17 protein-coding genes are annotated in these 13970 nt (G+C 69.2%); 5 read left to right on the forward strand and 12 right to left on the reverse strand.

Translation table 11 applies throughout. From position 1 onward, the window contains the following. The first annotated feature begins 98 nt into the window (after positions 1–98). Entirely contained in the window at positions 99–2393 is a 2295-nt protein-coding gene (gene parC, locus ACFFJC_RS02085) for a DNA topoisomerase IV subunit A (RefSeq protein WP_379485923.1), read from the forward strand. 6 nt (positions 2394–2399) lie between these two features. Here the strand turns inward: parC and ACFFJC_RS02090 are convergent, their stop codons facing one another. The 7 genes from ACFFJC_RS02090 to ACFFJC_RS02120 all read right to left on the reverse strand — a co-directional run bounded on the left by ACFFJC_RS02090 (position 2400) and on the right by ACFFJC_RS02120 (position 7966). Further along, positions 2400–3047 carry a retropepsin-like aspartic protease family protein gene (locus ACFFJC_RS02090; protein ID WP_379485924.1) on the reverse strand — a complete coding sequence of 216 codons (648 nt, stop codon included), beginning with the start codon at positions 3045–3047 and terminating at the stop codon, positions 2400–2402. Positions 3048–3090: 43 nt separating this feature from the next. Further along, positions 3091–3723 (reverse strand): retropepsin-like aspartic protease family protein, encoded by a 633-nt coding sequence (locus tag ACFFJC_RS02095; protein WP_379485925.1) that lies wholly within the window; start codon positions 3721–3723, stop codon positions 3091–3093. Continuing rightward, the gene (locus tag ACFFJC_RS02100) at positions 3720–4889 is read right to left on the reverse strand and encodes a CCA tRNA nucleotidyltransferase (protein ID WP_379485926.1); all 1170 of its coding nucleotides are present in this window, start codon (positions 4887–4889) and stop codon (positions 3720–3722) included. The genes ACFFJC_RS02095 and ACFFJC_RS02100 overlap by 4 nt, the downstream gene beginning before the upstream one ends. Before the next feature lie 90 nt (positions 4890–4979). Further along, the gene (locus tag ACFFJC_RS02105; protein ID WP_379485927.1) at positions 4980–5588 is read right to left on the reverse strand and encodes a CoA pyrophosphatase; all 609 of its coding nucleotides are present in this window, start codon (positions 5586–5588) and stop codon (positions 4980–4982) included. After that, positions 5585–6160: a DUF1285 domain-containing protein gene (locus ACFFJC_RS02110; protein WP_379485928.1), complete on the reverse strand. Its 576-nt coding sequence runs from the start codon at positions 6158–6160 to the stop codon at positions 5585–5587. Before ACFFJC_RS02110 ends, ACFFJC_RS02105 begins: the two co-directional genes overlap by 4 nt. A 52-nt stretch (positions 6161–6212) precedes the next feature. Next, positions 6213–6743, reverse strand: coding sequence for a GNAT family N-acetyltransferase (locus ACFFJC_RS02115; protein ID WP_379485929.1), 531 nt, complete (start codon positions 6741–6743; stop codon positions 6213–6215). 53 nt (positions 6744–6796) lie between these two features. After that, entirely contained in the window at positions 6797–7966 is a 1170-nt protein-coding gene (locus tag ACFFJC_RS02120; RefSeq protein ID WP_379485930.1) for a PQQ-dependent sugar dehydrogenase, read from the reverse strand. A 10-nt stretch (positions 7967–7976) separates the two neighbouring features. Here ACFFJC_RS02120 and rnhB point away from each other — a divergent pair, with 10 nt between their 5' ends. Next, positions 7977–8600, forward strand: a complete 624-nt coding sequence (gene rnhB / locus ACFFJC_RS02125; RefSeq protein ID WP_379485931.1) for a ribonuclease HII — start codon at positions 7977–7979, stop codon at positions 8598–8600. Between the two features lie 147 nt (positions 8601–8747). Here the strand turns inward: rnhB and ACFFJC_RS02130 are convergent, their stop codons facing one another. Beyond that, a complete protein-coding gene (locus tag ACFFJC_RS02130) occupies positions 8748–8891 on the reverse strand; it encodes a hypothetical protein (protein ID WP_379485932.1) in 144 nt (47 codons plus the stop codon). Between the two features lie 351 nt (positions 8892–9242). Here ACFFJC_RS02130 and ACFFJC_RS02135 point away from each other — a divergent pair, with 351 nt between their 5' ends. The 3 genes from ACFFJC_RS02135 (at position 9243) to ACFFJC_RS02145 (ending at position 12093) form a co-directional block, all read left to right on the forward strand. Beyond that, the gene (locus tag ACFFJC_RS02135; RefSeq protein WP_379485933.1) at positions 9243–10376 is read left to right on the forward strand and encodes a site-specific DNA-methyltransferase; all 1134 of its coding nucleotides are present in this window, start codon (positions 9243–9245) and stop codon (positions 10374–10376) included. 9 nt (positions 10377–10385) lie between these two features. Continuing rightward, on the forward strand, positions 10386–11513 hold the full coding sequence (gene folP / locus ACFFJC_RS02140; RefSeq protein ID WP_379485934.1) for a dihydropteroate synthase: 1128 nt from the start codon (positions 10386–10388) through the stop codon (positions 11511–11513). 229 nt (positions 11514–11742) lie between these two features. Continuing rightward, on the forward strand, positions 11743–12093 hold the full coding sequence (locus ACFFJC_RS02145) for a hypothetical protein (protein ID WP_379485935.1): 351 nt from the start codon (positions 11743–11745) through the stop codon (positions 12091–12093). 73 nt (positions 12094–12166) lie between these two features. Here ACFFJC_RS02145 and ACFFJC_RS02150 read toward each other — a convergent pair whose 3' ends face one another. The 4 genes from ACFFJC_RS02150 to ACFFJC_RS02165 all read right to left on the reverse strand — a co-directional run bounded on the left by ACFFJC_RS02150 (position 12167) and on the right by ACFFJC_RS02165 (position 13967). Next, complete coding sequence (locus tag ACFFJC_RS02150; RefSeq protein ID WP_379485936.1) at positions 12167–12433, reverse strand: hypothetical protein; 267 nt, start codon at positions 12431–12433, stop codon at positions 12167–12169. 97 nt (positions 12434–12530) lie between these two features. After that, on the reverse strand, positions 12531–13265 hold the full coding sequence (locus ACFFJC_RS02155) for an RNA methyltransferase (RefSeq protein ID WP_379485937.1): 735 nt from the start codon (positions 13263–13265) through the stop codon (positions 12531–12533). Next, positions 13249–13725 carry a transcriptional regulator NrdR gene (gene nrdR, locus ACFFJC_RS02160; RefSeq protein ID WP_379485938.1) on the reverse strand — a complete coding sequence of 159 codons (477 nt, stop codon included), beginning with the start codon at positions 13723–13725 and terminating at the stop codon, positions 13249–13251. Before nrdR ends, ACFFJC_RS02155 begins: the two co-directional genes overlap by 17 nt. A gap of 14 nt (positions 13726–13739) precedes the next feature. Next, on the reverse strand, positions 13740–13967 hold the full coding sequence (locus ACFFJC_RS02165; protein WP_379485939.1) for a hypothetical protein: 228 nt from the start codon (positions 13965–13967) through the stop codon (positions 13740–13742). Positions 13968–13970: the final 3 nt, after the last annotated feature.

Below are 13970 nucleotides of genomic sequence, written 5' to 3' on the forward strand. Positions count from 1 at the left end.
AATTCTCCTGCTGTTGGGGTTTGCCAAGGGAATGAATGGCGGAAAAGATCGGTTCCGCCGGTTCCTCTCCGGCCGTCGTGTTGCTAGTGCGTTCCGCCATGGTGACCACGACCGACGACGAATCCGATCCGTTCGACGCCATCGTCGACGCACCCTTCGATGCGGCGCTGTCCGAGCGCTATCTGGTCTATGCGCTGTCCACCATCACCGCGCGCTCGCTGCCGGACCTGCGGGATGGCTTGAAGCCGGTCCATCGCCGCCTTCTCTGGGCCATGCGGCAGCTCAAGCTCGATCCTGCGAGCGCCTACAAGAAGTCCGCCCGCGTCGTCGGCGACGTGATCGGCAAGTACCATCCGCACGGCGACGCCTCCGTCTACGATGCGATGGTACGCCTCGCCCAGGACTTCTCGTTGCGCTATCCGCTGGTGCAGGGGCAGGGCAACTTCGGCAACATCGACGGCGACAATGCCGCGGCCTACCGCTACACCGAGGCGCGGCTGACCCGGACGGCGATCCAGCTCATGGCCGGCCTCGACGAAGGGACGGTCGAGTTCGTTCCCACCTACAATGGCGAGGAGAGCGAGCCGGAGATCTTCCCCGGCCTGTTCCCCAACCTGCTGGCGAACGGCGCCACCGGGATCGCCGTGGGCATGGCGACCTCGATCCCCAGCCACAACGTGGCCGAGATCATCGACGCGACGATGATGCTGATCGACAATCCGCACGCCGAGCACGCGCAGCTGATGGAGGTCTTCCACGGCCCCGACTTCGCCACCGGCGGCCTCGTCGTCGACAGCCCGGAGGCGATCAGCCATGCCTACGAGACGGGCAAGGGCGCGTTCCGTGTGCGCGGTCGCTTCTCCACCGGCCGGCTCCCGGACGGCGCCTGGGAGGAGACCGGCGTCGAGAAGCTGGGTTCGGGCCAGTGGCAGCTGGTGGTGACCGAGATCCCCTACATGCTGCCCAAGGGCAAGCTAATCGAGCAGATCGCGGCGCTGATCGCCGACCGCAAGCTGCCGATCCTGGAGGACGTGCGCGACGAAAGCGACGAGGAGATCCGCCTCGTGCTGGCGCCCAAGAGCCGCAACGTCGATCCCGAGCTGCTGAAGGAGAGCCTCTACCGGCTGACCGATCTCGAAAGCCGGTTCAGTCTCAATCTCAACGTCCTGGACTCGCACCGCACTCCCGGCGTGCTCGGGCTCAAGCTGCTGCTGTCGGAGTGGGTCTTCAGCCAGATCGACATCCTCCTGCGCCGCACCCGACACCGGCTGGAGAAGATCGCCTCGCGGCTCGAGCTCGTCGAAGGCTACATCATCGCTTATCTCAACCTCGACCGGATCATCGAGATCATCCGTACCGAGGACGAGCCCAAGCCGGTGATGATGGCCGAGTTCAACCTCACCGACCGGCAGGCCGAGGCGATCCTCAACATGCGCCTGCGCAGCCTGCGCAAGCTCGAGGAGATGGAGCTCCGGCAGGAGCGCGACGACCTGCTCAAGGAGCAGGAGGACCTCAACAAGCTGCTGGAGAGCCCGGCCCGCCAGCGCACCCGCCTCAAGCGCGATCTCACCGCGCTGCGCAAGGACTACGCCGAGGACACGCCGCTGGGGCGCCGCCGCACCACCATCGCGCAAGCGACCAGGACGGTCGAGTTCTCGATGGACGCGATGATCGAGAAGGAGCCGGTGACGGTGATCCTGTCGCAGCGCGGCTGGATCCGCGCGGCGCGCGGGCACGTGGCGCTCGACGGCGACTTCAAGTTCAAGGAAGGCGACGGCCCCGCCTTCGCCTTCCACGCGCAGACCACCGACAAGGTCCTGATCGCTCTCGACAACGGGCGCTTCTACACGCTGGGAGCGGACAAGCTGCCCGGCGCGCGCGGCTTCGGCGAGCCGATCCGCACCATGCTCGACATCGACGCCGACGCGCACATCGTCGCGGCCATGCCCTACAAGCCCAAGGCCCAGCTGCTGCTGGCGTCCAACATCGGGCGCGGCTTCGCGGCCGAAGCCGACGAGCTGCTGGCCGAGACGCGCAAGGGCCGGGCGGTGATGTCCACCAGGCCGGGCGTAGCTTTGACCGTGGTCCGCGAGATTCCGGCCGAGCACGACCACGTCGCGGTGGTGGGAGAGAACCGCAAGCTCGTCATCTTCAATCTCGAGGAACTGCCGGTGATGTCGAAGGGGCAGGGCGTCACGCTGCAGCGCTACCGCGACGGCGGCATGTCGGACGTCGTCACGCTGCGGCTCGAGGACGGGCTGTCATGGACGATGGGCGGCGAAAGCGGCCGCACCCGCACCGAGAAGGACATGGCGCTCTGGAAGGTCGCGCGCGGCGCCGCGGGGCGGCTGCCGCCGGTGGGATTCCCGCGGGACAACAAGTTCCAGAGCTAGGCGGCCTTACGTCTCCGCGACCGGCTGCGGGTGATGCGGCACCAGGATCAGCGTGCGTCCCTCCACGCGCCAGCTGGCCAGTCGCGACAGTAGGTTCATGCCGATGACGTTGGCGTCCCCCAGCCCGGGTGCCACCACCGCGTCGATCTGGCGCGCCACCACGTTGCCCATGCGCAGTTCGTCGATCGTGGCGAGTTGCGCCTCGACCGTGCCGTTGGCCGTCCGCATCAGGACCGTGCGATTGAGCGGGTTGGCTTTCAGCCCCGCCTCGCGCGCCGTGTCGGGGGAGATCGCCGTGAGGGTCGCTCCGGTGTCCACGAGGAAGTCGCGCTTGACGCCGTTGATCGTTGCGCTGATCCAGAAGTGACCGTCGGATTGCATCGGCACCCGGGTCTCTCCGCCTTCCACGCTCTGGCGTTCCATGCCGAGCTGCGGCAGCGCGAAGTCCGCGCCCGTCGTCAGCCGCGTGACCTGGGCGATCGTCAGCAGCATGGCGGCCAGCAGTCCCAGATTCCCGACGCCACGCAGGAAGCCGCCGAACAGCGGCAGCGGCCGCCGCAGCATGCCGCCGGCGAAGCTCGCGCCGATGCCGGCGAGCGCGAGCGCGAGAAGCGGTTGCCCGGCGAGGAAGCTGAGGATCTGGGAGAGTTCCATGATGCCGTATCCTACCGCATCGCAGCTTTCGCAAGGCTGACCGTCAGGCCGCCTTCGGAGTGAGGATCATCCGGTTGCCTTCCACCCGCCAGGCGCCCAGTCGCGACAGCAGGTTCATGCCGATCACGTTGGTCTCCACCTCGTTGTCCGGACCGATGGCGATCGGCAGTTCGTGGGCCTCTATCCCACCCAGGCGCAGAGTTCCGGCGGTCGCCATCCGCGCCACGATCGGGCCATTCGCGGTGTCGAGGATGACGCCTGCGTCACCAGGATCGGGCGCAATGCCGGCGCGCTGCGCGGTGTGCTGGGAGATGCCGGTGTAGGTCGCGCCGGTGTCGACCAGGAACTCGACGGCTTCGCCGTTGAGCTGGGCTTCGACCCAGAAGTGGCCGTCCGCGCGCATGGTGATGACGGTCTCGCTGCCGACGATCTCGGCCGGGCGGGTCCGGTCGAGCCACAGCGCCGCTTCGGAGCGGCCGTTGTGCCCGGCCAGCTGCGCCACCGTCAGCAGCAGCGCCGCGGTCAGCCCGAGATAGGCGGCGTTGCGCATCCCGGCGCCGAGGCGTGGCCGGGACATCGCCAGCATCGGGGACGCGGCACCCAGCAGGATCGCGACAATGGTGAGCGCCAGCAGCGGCTGCTCGGACAGCAGGACTCCGAGTTCGCCCAGGCTCATTCGGAGCGCTCCGCCAGGACCTGCCCGAGCAGTTCGACCACTCTTTCGGCTTCGGGGAAGCCCTCGGCGATCCAGACGTCCTCGACCCGGCGCAGGATACGCGCGACCTCCGGGCCGGCGCCGACGCCCCGCGCCACCACGTCGCCGCCCTTGAGCGGAAGCGGCGGGATCTGCCAGTCCGACAGGGACGAGACGTCGTGACCCGCGATCAGCAAGCGATCGAGCGCACCCTCCCGGCCAAGGCGATAGGCCAGGGCGCGGGGCTCGCCCTGTTCGCTGCCGCGCGCCGCCGCCATGGCCAGACGCTTCTTCTGGGCAGCGGAGAGACGAAAGCGCGAGGCCACCTGCTCGGCCAGCGGCGGTTGGGGCGGGAGCAACGCCGCGAGACGGCGGATCGGGTCGGGTGCGACCCCCTGCGCTCGTTCCGCAGCGACGAGCGCGGCGAGGGCGTCCGGGGCGGCTTCCGGCAGGATCACGGGCAGGACGCCGAGCTCGACCATGCGGGCGACGGTGGGGGCGGGATCCGGCAGACCGAGGAGATTCATCATCTCCATGCCCACCCGCTCGCGCGAGAGGCCCTTGAGCGTGGCCGCCAGTTCGGCGCAGGCCGCTTCCGCCTCGGCATCGGCGGGGGTAGAGCCGAAGCGCGCCTGGAAGCGGAAATAGCGAAGGATTCTAAGATGATCCTCCCGGATGCGCTGACGGGCGTCGCCGATGAAACGGACGCGGCGGGCGTCCAGGTCGGCAAGACCGCCGAACCAGTCGTGGAGGGTGCCGTCGGTGGGGTCGGCGTAGAGGGCGTTGATGGTGAAGTCGCGCCTTGCGGCGTCTTCGCGCCAGTCGGTGGCGAAGGCGACGGTGGCGCGGCGCCCGTCGGTGGCGACATCGTGGCGCAACGTGGTGATCTCGACCGGGCCGCCGGGCAGCACGGCGGTGACCGTGCCGTGCTCTATTCCCGTCGGAACGCTGCGGATTTCCGCGGCTTTCAGGCGCTCCACCACCGCTTCGGGGCGGAGCAGCGTGGCCATGTCGATGTCCTTGACGGGGAGCCCCAGCAGCGTGTCGCGCACCGCGCCGCCGACGTAGCGGGCGTTGCCCGGGCCGAGCGCGGCGACGAGCCGGGCCAGGTCGCCGCGCTGAATCCAAGGTGCCGTTAGCGTCGGCATAAGGCCCCATCAGCGTGCCATCGCGCCGCCGTCGCTGCGTCCGCGACCCGCAGGAACCCGTCGGCGAGGCCCTGCACCAGGAGGGAGAAATCAGGCCTCATGCCAGGCCAACCGCCCCGACAGGTTGTGGAGAATGGCGCCGGTGACGCCCCAGATGACATGGTCCTGCCGCCCGTCGTTCCAGGCGATCTCGACGAAGCTGTGCCGCCGTCCTTCGAACTCGACGCTGCGGGTGACCTGGTTCGCCGGGTCGAGCACGAAGTCCACCGGCACCTCGAACCACTGCGCGACCTCGGCAGGGTTGGGATGGATCTCGATATCGGGCGGGACCACGCCGATCACCGGCGTGATCTCGTAGCCGCTGCCGGTGCGATAGAGGTCGCTGGTGCCGATCACGCGCACGTCGGCCGGGCGGATGCCGAGCTCTTCCCACGCCTCGCGCAGCGCGGCCTCGACGGCGTCCTCGCCGGGGTCGAGGCGACCGCCGGGGAAGGCGATCTGCCCGGGGTGGGCGCGCATGGTGGAGGGGCGATGCAGCAGCAGCATGCCGGGCCGCTCGCGCTCGGTCAGCGCGATGAGCACGGCGGCGGGCGTGAAGCGCTCGATCTCGTGGATGCGGGGATCGGTCCAGAGCCGCGGCGGCGCAGCGGCGTGCCCCGCCGCGAAGCGGCGGGCGACATCGTCGAACAGCGTGCTCACGCCGGCCTCAACGCGAAGCGCACGCCGTTGCTGGCCACCGCCAGTTCGTCCGCCAGTGCGTCTGCCGGCGCATCCCCGCCACCCTGCTCGAGCGCGATCTCCACCAGCTGCGCGTAAGTGCTGCGATTGAGCCGGGCGCGCGTTCCGTGGCGCACGCCGAGGTACAGAGCCGGGGTCTCGGGATCGCCCTCCGCCACGATCGGGTGGTCGGTGCCCGCGATCACGAAGTCGTCGGTGTTGAGGCGGAAGGCCAGCGCATCGCCGTCCTGCTTGACGTCGATGGCCACGAACGCCGCATCGTCCACCGCGATCGACAGCTTCTGCGTCGGCGTGACCAGCCAGTGCCCCTCGGCGTCGCGCACCAGCAGCGAGGCGAAGGCGCGGACCATCGCCGGCCGCCTGATCTCCCCGCCCTGGTGGAACCAGCGGCCATCGGCGGCGATGCGCATCTCGCTGTCGCCGGTGACGGGAGGAGCCCACTGGTCGACCGGGGGCAGCCGGCGCGCGGCGACCAGCTCGGCGACCTGGGTCAGCGACAGTCCGGCGAGTTCGGGAGGCGGATCGTAAGGCATCGAGCCGCGATGCCAGATCGGGGCCCGCGCGCCAAGGTGCTGCGGAGCCGGTTTATCCCAGCCAGGGCCCGAGCAGGCCTGTCTCGGGAAGCACCGCAGGGTTGGCGCTGCGCACCAGCAGGCGGTGGCGATCGAACGGGCCGGGCAGGTCCCAGCCGAGCGTTCGCTCGTTCGAGAAGCCCCAGAAGCGCCCGTAGTACTCCGGATCGCCGATCATGACCTGCGGCAGCGGCGCGCGGTCGTCGATCCCGGCCATGCTGGCGGACATCAGCGCCTTGCCGTAACCCATCCCCTGATGCGCGGGCATGACGGCGACCGGGCCGACCATAATCATCGGATGGGCGCGGCCCGCCGGATCGGTCAGCGCCACCGGCCAGCACTGGATGGTGCCGGCGAGCATCTCCTGCGCGTCGAGCGCGGCGAAGCTGAGGCCGGGCAGCCAATCGGTGCCTTCGCGCACCTTGTAGGCGGTCCGCTGGCGTCGCTCCGGCTCGAACGCGGTGTCCAGCAGCGCCTCCACGAGCGCGGGATCGACATTGTCGAGCGGGATGATGGTGGCGGTGTCGGAAGCAGTCTGGGTCATGGCGCGCGCGGATAGGTGCGGCAAGGGCCTTTGTCGACCGAATTCGCCGTACGTCAGCCCGCGCCGGTAGGCGTGAGCTTGAGCAGGCGGCCGCCTTCGCCGTCCTCCAGCAGCCAGATGGCGCCGTCCGGCCCCTGCCGGATCTCGCGGATGCGGTTGTCCATCGGGTAGCGTGCCTCCTCGATCGCCTTGTCGCCCTCGATCCGCACCCGCACCAGCCCGGTGGCGACGAGGCCGGTGATCAAGGCCTGGCCCTTCCATGCCGGGAAGCGGTCGCCGCTGTAGAAGATGAAGTCTCCCGGGGCGATCACCGGGTTCCAGGTGATGGCCGATTGCGCGAGGTCCGGACGGGTGGCGTTGCGCGGGATGGCCCGGCCATCGTAGTGGTCGCCGTCGGAGACCAGCGGCCAGCCGTAGTTGGCGCCGGGCCGCACCAGGTTCAGCTCGTCTCCGCCGGCGGGCCCATGCTCCAGGTCCCATAGCCGGCCCTGCGCATCGAAGGCCAGCCCCAGCACGTTGCGGTGCCCGTAGGACCATATCTGGTTGGTGGGCGCGGGCTTGTCCGCGAAGGGATTGCCCTGCGCCGGCGTGCCGTCCGGCAGGAGCCGCACGATCTTGCCGAGGTTGGTGCCCAGGTCCTGCGCCGGAGTCATCTTCTGCCGCTCGCCCGACGCGATGAAGAGGTACTGGCCGTCGGGCGAGAACGCCAGCCGGTGCGAGTAGTGGCCGCTGCCGCTGACCTTGGGCACCTGCCGCCAGATGACCTTGAGGTTCTGGAGGCTGCACCGCGTCGGCTCCGTGCAGACCAGGTCGGCGCGCCCGACGGCGGCGCCCCGGGTGTCGCCCTGGCCCGCTTCGGCCCAGCTGAGATAGACCACCCGGCGGTCGAGCGTCGCGCCGGTCTGGCCCGGGGCGAAGAGGAAGTCCCCGAGGCCGCCCTGGCCGCCATAGGCGACCTTGGGCACGCCGGTCACCTCTCCGGACGTGCCGTCCGGCGCGCGGAAGCGGATCGTGCCCTTGCGCTCGGTGACGAACAGCGTGCCGGTGCCCGCGTCGAACGCCATGGCCCAGGGCTCGTCGAACTGCGCCACCGGCTCCACCGCGAAGGGCGTGCCGCTGTCAGCGGCGGGAGAGGGTGCTTTTTCCCCGGTCGCGGCGCTACCGCAGCTTGCGAGGGCGATGCCGAGCGGCGATAGGGCGAGCAGGAGTTGTCTTGCGATCATGCCGAGCCCAATGCTTGCACCCGTGGCTGGTTCCGCCGCAACAAAACGACATGTGATCGGCGTCGATGAAGCGGGCCGTGGGCCGCTGGCAGGACCCGTGGTCGCTGGCGCCGTGGTGCTGTGCAAGCCGCGCCCGGCGGGGCTCGACGATTCCAAGAAGCTCTCGGCCGTCCGTCGGGGCGAACTCGAAGCCACCATCAAGCGCCGCTGCCTCTGGGCGGTCGGCGTAGTCGGGGTGGACGAGATCGATGCGCTCAACATCTTCGGCGCGACGATGCTGGCCATGACCCGCGCGGTTCAGGCCTTGTGCGAGAAGCTGGGCGATGCGCCGTGCGAGGTGCTGGTCGACGGCAATCTCACGCCCCGCGGCCGCAGGCAGGAGTGGCGCTGGGACGCCCGGGCCATCGTCGGCGGCGACGCGATCGAGCCGTGCATCTCGGCCGCCTCGATCATCGCCAAGGAGCACCGTGACCGCCTGATGCGCGATCTGGCGCTAGCCCACCCACATTACGGCTGGGAACGCAACGCAGGCTACGGCACGCCGGAGCACCTGGCGGCTCTGCGCCTGCACGGGCCAACCGAGCATCACCGCCGCAGCTTCGCACCGGTGGCGCAACTGGAAATGGCGCTCTGACGGCCATGCGCCGGCCTTAGCTGCTCCTCGTGAGCGAGTGACGGAGCATGCGTGCCGTACAACGCTGGCCTCGGTGCTGCCATAGTCAGAACACCTGAGGGATGGGTTGCACCGCCTGGCGCAGCCACGTTCCCTCATAGCCGTGGCTCAGGCCGCGAGGCGGATCGGCTCGGCTTCGATCGGGGCGGGTACGGCCGCGGCGGCGGGCTTCGCGGCGATGGCGGCGATGTGGCGCTCGGCGAGAACCACGTCGCGGCGAGAGGCGAAGTAAAGCGAGATCAGCGAAAACATAAAGATACCTCTGTGTCAGGAGACTTGCTGCGCTGCAGCATCGAGGAGCCAGATGGGCGGTTTGGCCGGTTGCTGCAAATGCAAGCATGCGGACCTATGTTGCATTTAGCGCAATGGAGAGATGCACAGGCTAACCGGGCGCGGCACAAAAGATCGCGGCGAGTCCTCGGCGCCACACCCACCACATCTTGAGTCCGCCACCCGCCCGATGACTCGACATCTTGTGCCGGATTCCTTTTGTTCCGATCTGCTGAACACCTGAATCGCAAGGAAATCCTGCGAGTCGCGGCTTGACGCGGAGTCCCGGATGACTCACCCTAAGGCTTCATCCACAGTTTCAGCGGGGCGCACATGGGTCAGATTTTGGTCAAGGAACGGATTCGAGCGCGAGCGCCGGCGCCTACGCCGAAGGAGCTGCTGCCGCTCGGCCGCATCCTGGCCGGCGACTGCATCGAGGCCATGCGCACCATTCCCGACGCCAGCATCGACATGGTCTTCGCCGATCCGCCCTACAATCTCCAGCTCGGCGGCGACCTCTCGCGCCCGGACGGCAGCCACGTCGATGCGGTCACCAACGACTGGGACAAGTTTTCCAGCTTCGCGTCCTACGACCGGTTCACCCGCGAATGGCTGGCCGAGGCGCGCCGCGTGCTCAAGCCGGAGGGTTCGCTGTGGGTGATCGGTTCGTACCACAACATCTTCCGGCTCGGCGCGATCATGCAGGACATGGGATTCTGGATCCTCAACGACATCGTCTGGCGCAAGGCCAATCCGATGCCGAACTTCAAGGGTACCCGCTTCACCAACGCGCACGAGACGCTGATCTGGGCGAGCATGGGCGAGAAGTCGAAGTACACCTTCAACTACCGCGCGATGAAGACGCTGAACGACGAGCTGCAGATGCGCTCCGACTGGGTGCTGCCGATCTGCAACGGGGCCGAGCGCCTGAAGAAGGGGGGGCGCAAGGTCCACCCGACGCAGAAGCCCGAAGCGCTGCTCTACCGCGTCATGCTGGCGACAACCAACAAGGGCGACGTCGTGCTCGACCCGTTCTTCGGCACCGGCACGACCGGCGCCGTCGCCAAGCGCCTCGGCCGCGAATGGATCGGCTGCGAGCGCGAGGGCGACTATCGCGAGGCGGCCATGGAGCGCATCGAGATGGCGCTGCCGCTCGATGAAAGCGCGCTCAAGACCATGCAGTCGAAGCGCACCGCGCCCAAGGTGGCGTTCGGGACGCTGGTGGAGACCGGCTGGATCGCGCCGGGCACGCAGGTGATGGACAAGAAGCGCCGCTTCGTCGCCACCGTGCGCGCCGACGGTTCGCTCGTGGCAGGCGACGCCACCGGGTCGATCCACGGCGTCGGTTCGCAAGTGCAGGGCGCGCCTTCGTGCAACGGGTGGACCTTCTGGCACCTGGAGCACGAGGGCGAGGTCAAGCCGCTCGACGCGATCCGCCAGCTCTACCTCCTCGCCACGGAGCCTTGAGGTCGGGCGATGACCCGCACGATCTACATCTGCCCGATCGCCCTTGCCCAGAGCCCGCAGGCCGAGGATGGCGAGGCGATACGGCTCGGCGGCGCGATGGTCTGGGCCAGCCGCTTCGCCATCCTGGTGCGTGAGGGCGGGCGGCTCGTCTCCCGCCGGCGGGTCTCGGTGGAGGAGGTGCCTGCCGCGCTCGGCGCGCTGCCGGCAGACCTTGGCGCGGCGGCGGAGGCGCAGTGGGCGAACCTGCGCAAGGTCCATGCGCCGCTGGGGCTGGCCGGCCGGGCGGGCGGCACGCGCACGATCCGGCTCGACCAGCCGCAGGTAATGGGCATCCTCAACATGACGCCCGACAGCTTCTCCGACGGCGGTCGCTTCCTCGACGACGCCGAAGTGGCGAGCGCGCATGCCGCGGCCATGCTGGAGGGTGGGGCGGCGATCATCGACGTGGGCGGCGAATCGACCCGCCCCGGTGCCGGTGCCGTCTGGGAAGGCGACGAACTCCGGCGCGTGGTGCCGATGGTGGAGCGCCTTTTCGCGATGGGCGCGGCGATCAGCATCGATACGCGGCGCCCCGCGGTGATGGAGGCCGGCCTGGCGGCCGGCGCGCAGATCGTCAACGACGTCTCGGCGCTGCGCTACGATCCGCGCAGCCTGGAGCTGGTGGCCGCGTCCGGCGCGCCGGTGGTCCTGATGCACGCGCCCGGCGCGGGGCAGGACCTGCACGCGGGCGCCGGGTTCGACGATGTCGCGCTCGACGTGTTCGACTGGCTGGCCGCGCGCCGCGACGCCTGTGTCGCCGCCGGGATCGCGCCCGAGCGGATCATCCTCGACCCCGGCTTCGGCTTCGGCCTGAGCCTGGCGGAGAACCTCGCGCTGTTCAACGCGCTGCCTCTGTTCCACGCGCTGGGGCAGCCGCTCCTGGTCGGCGTCAGTCGCAAGCGGATGATCGGCGCACTGTCGAACGAGGCGCCGGCGCACCAGCGGCTCGGCGGCTCGATCGCACTCGCGACCAAGGCGATGGATGCCGGCGCGCACATCCTGCGCGTCCACGACGTACCCGAGACGGTGCAGGCGGCGCGGGTCTGGCGCGGCCTGCGCGATGCGGCGCTCACGGACTTTTCCCAGGTCCCGGAATGAGTCAGGCGGTTACAAAGGTGGACCCCCGCTGAACCGCGCCTGTCTCGCGGATGAACGGTCCGCCGCGGCCGTGTTAACCAGGCGACAGAGCGCCTTGCGGACCGTCAGGATACCCCGTCCGCGCCCCGCTTCGTCCCCCCGCAGGAGGCCGATCGCGTTTCCGCGCCGTTTCCCGATCGAGCGCAGGCAATCCCGCCTGCATCTGGAAAGCGAACGAGGGAGAACCCCCATGAAGCAGACCAAGATCATCCGCGCCGCCGCGCTGGCGCTCGCCGCCATCCCGACCGTCGCGGTCGCCGTCCCGATGCTCTACGAGGAGCAGGTCGCCCGCCAGGAGGAGAACCTCATCCTGCGCCAGCCGATCGCCGGCATCGAGAACAGCCACTGGTTCGACTACCGCGGCAACGTCAACGAGACGCAGAAGGAACTCGCCAGCGACCTGCGCCACGCCACCGACACCGAAGACCGTCGCGACGCCTGGGACGAATACGCGGTCGAACTGCGCCAGGAGCGCCAGAGCTACGTCAAGGCGATGGCGAAGAAGGGCTATCGCGCGCCCCGCGTCTACATCGAGGACTGAGCCGCACAGCATCCGCAGCGGCACCGGGCAGCCAGCCGACCAGACGGTCCGGCGCTGCCCGGTCAGCGGCCGGTCAGGACTCCCCGTTGACGGCGGTGGAGCTCATCCGGTCCATGAAGCGGCGCGCGCTCGTCGCGTTGTTCTGGTCGATCGCCGACCACTCCGCCGCGGTGTGGCAGGTGCGCTTGGTCATCATCGAGCCGGTCTTCTGCTCGGACCGGCAGATCTTCTTCTCCTTGGGAGGCGCAGCCGGAGCAGTCTTTGCAGCATCCTGCGCCTGGACGGCGGGAGAGCAGAGAACCAGCGAAACAGCGGCGGCGAACGCAACGCGACGGATCATCGAAAGAAAGCTCCTGTTCACAACAGGGCAACAATATATCTCACGCGCGCAAGCCCGTCGAGGACGCAGTTATGACAATTAGCGCTTCGGGTGGCGCCTATTCGGGCCGGGCAGGGCGTCCCAGCGCGCTCAGCACGCCACGCATCGTGCGCACTTCCAGCGAATTCCAGCCCGGCTTGGTCAGCATGTTGCGCAAGGTCAGCCGCGTCGCGGCCGCCCGGCTTTCCGGGAAGAAGTACTTGGTCGGCGCCAGCAAGGCCTCGAAATGGCCGATCAGGCCTTCGAGCTCCTCCTGCGGGGCCGGCGGAAGCAGGTCCTCGACGGTGGGCTGGACCAGCGCCGCCCCCTTGGACCACTCGTAGGCGCACAGGATCACCGCCTGCGCGAGGTTGAGCGAGGCGAAGGCCGGGTTGATCGGCACCGTCAGGATCGCGCGGGCGAGCGCGACGTCCTCGGTCTCCAGGCCCGAGCGCTCGGGCCCGAAGACATAGGCCGAGCGGCCCGGAGCGGCATGAACCTCGCGCGCCGCCTCCTCGGGCGTCACCACCGGCTTTGTCACGCCGCGCTTGCGCACCGTGGTGGCGTAGACGTTGGCGCAGTCCGAAACCGCCTCGGCGAGCGTCTCGAACACCTCCGCCTGCTCCAGAACCTCGTCGGCACCGGCGGCGGCAGGCCCTGCGGAGGGATTGGGCCAGCCGTCGCGGGGTGACACCAGCCGCAGCTCCGTCAGGCCGAAGTTCAGCATGGCCCGCGCGGCCTTGCCGATGTTCTCGCCCAATTGCGGGCGGACCAGCACGATGACCGGCGCCTTCACTTCAGTTGACGCCGACATCGCGCACCGTTCCTGCAAATTCCTCGAAATCCCGTGCCTCGTTGAAGGCCCGGTAGACGCTGGCGAAGCGGATGTAGGCGACCGAATCGAGCTGGCGCAGCCCGTCCATCACCAGCTCCCCGATCACGCGCGACGGAACCTCGCTCTCGCCCGAGGTCTCCACCTGGCGCTGGACGCCGGAGACGAGCCGGTCGATCTTGTCGCGCTCGATCCCGCGCTTGCGGCAGGCGAGCGTCACCGACTGCTCGATCTTGGCCCGGTCGAACGGCTCGCGGCGGTCGTGACCGGCCGCGCCGTTGCTCTTGACCACCGTGATCTCGCGCAGTTGCACCCGCTCGAACGTCGTAAAGCGTCCGCCGCAGCTCGAACACTGTCGGCGGCGGCGGATCGCGGTGGCGTCCTCGGTCGGGCGGCTGTCCTTGACCTGGGAATCGTCGTGGGCGCAGAAAGGACAGCGCATTCAGTCGGCAGCTTTCAATCGGGGCGCACGCGCTTGTAGAACTTGTACCCCGCACCGGCCGCCAGGCCCATGCCGATCGAGACGAACGGCAGGAACGCGGCAGCGACGGCGCCCGCCGCGCCCCAGATCAGGATCGGCTTGGTGGAGGGATGGTCGAGCCCGTCCTGGAGCATGCCGGCCAGTTCCTGGCGGGCGTCGGTCACGAAATCGCCGGTCTGGTTGGGGCGCTGGGGGTCGGTCATGAG

The sequence above is a fragment of the Novosphingobium soli genome, assembly GCF_042432915.1.
GTDB lineage: Bacteria > Pseudomonadota > Alphaproteobacteria > Sphingomonadales > Sphingomonadaceae > Novosphingobium > Novosphingobium soli.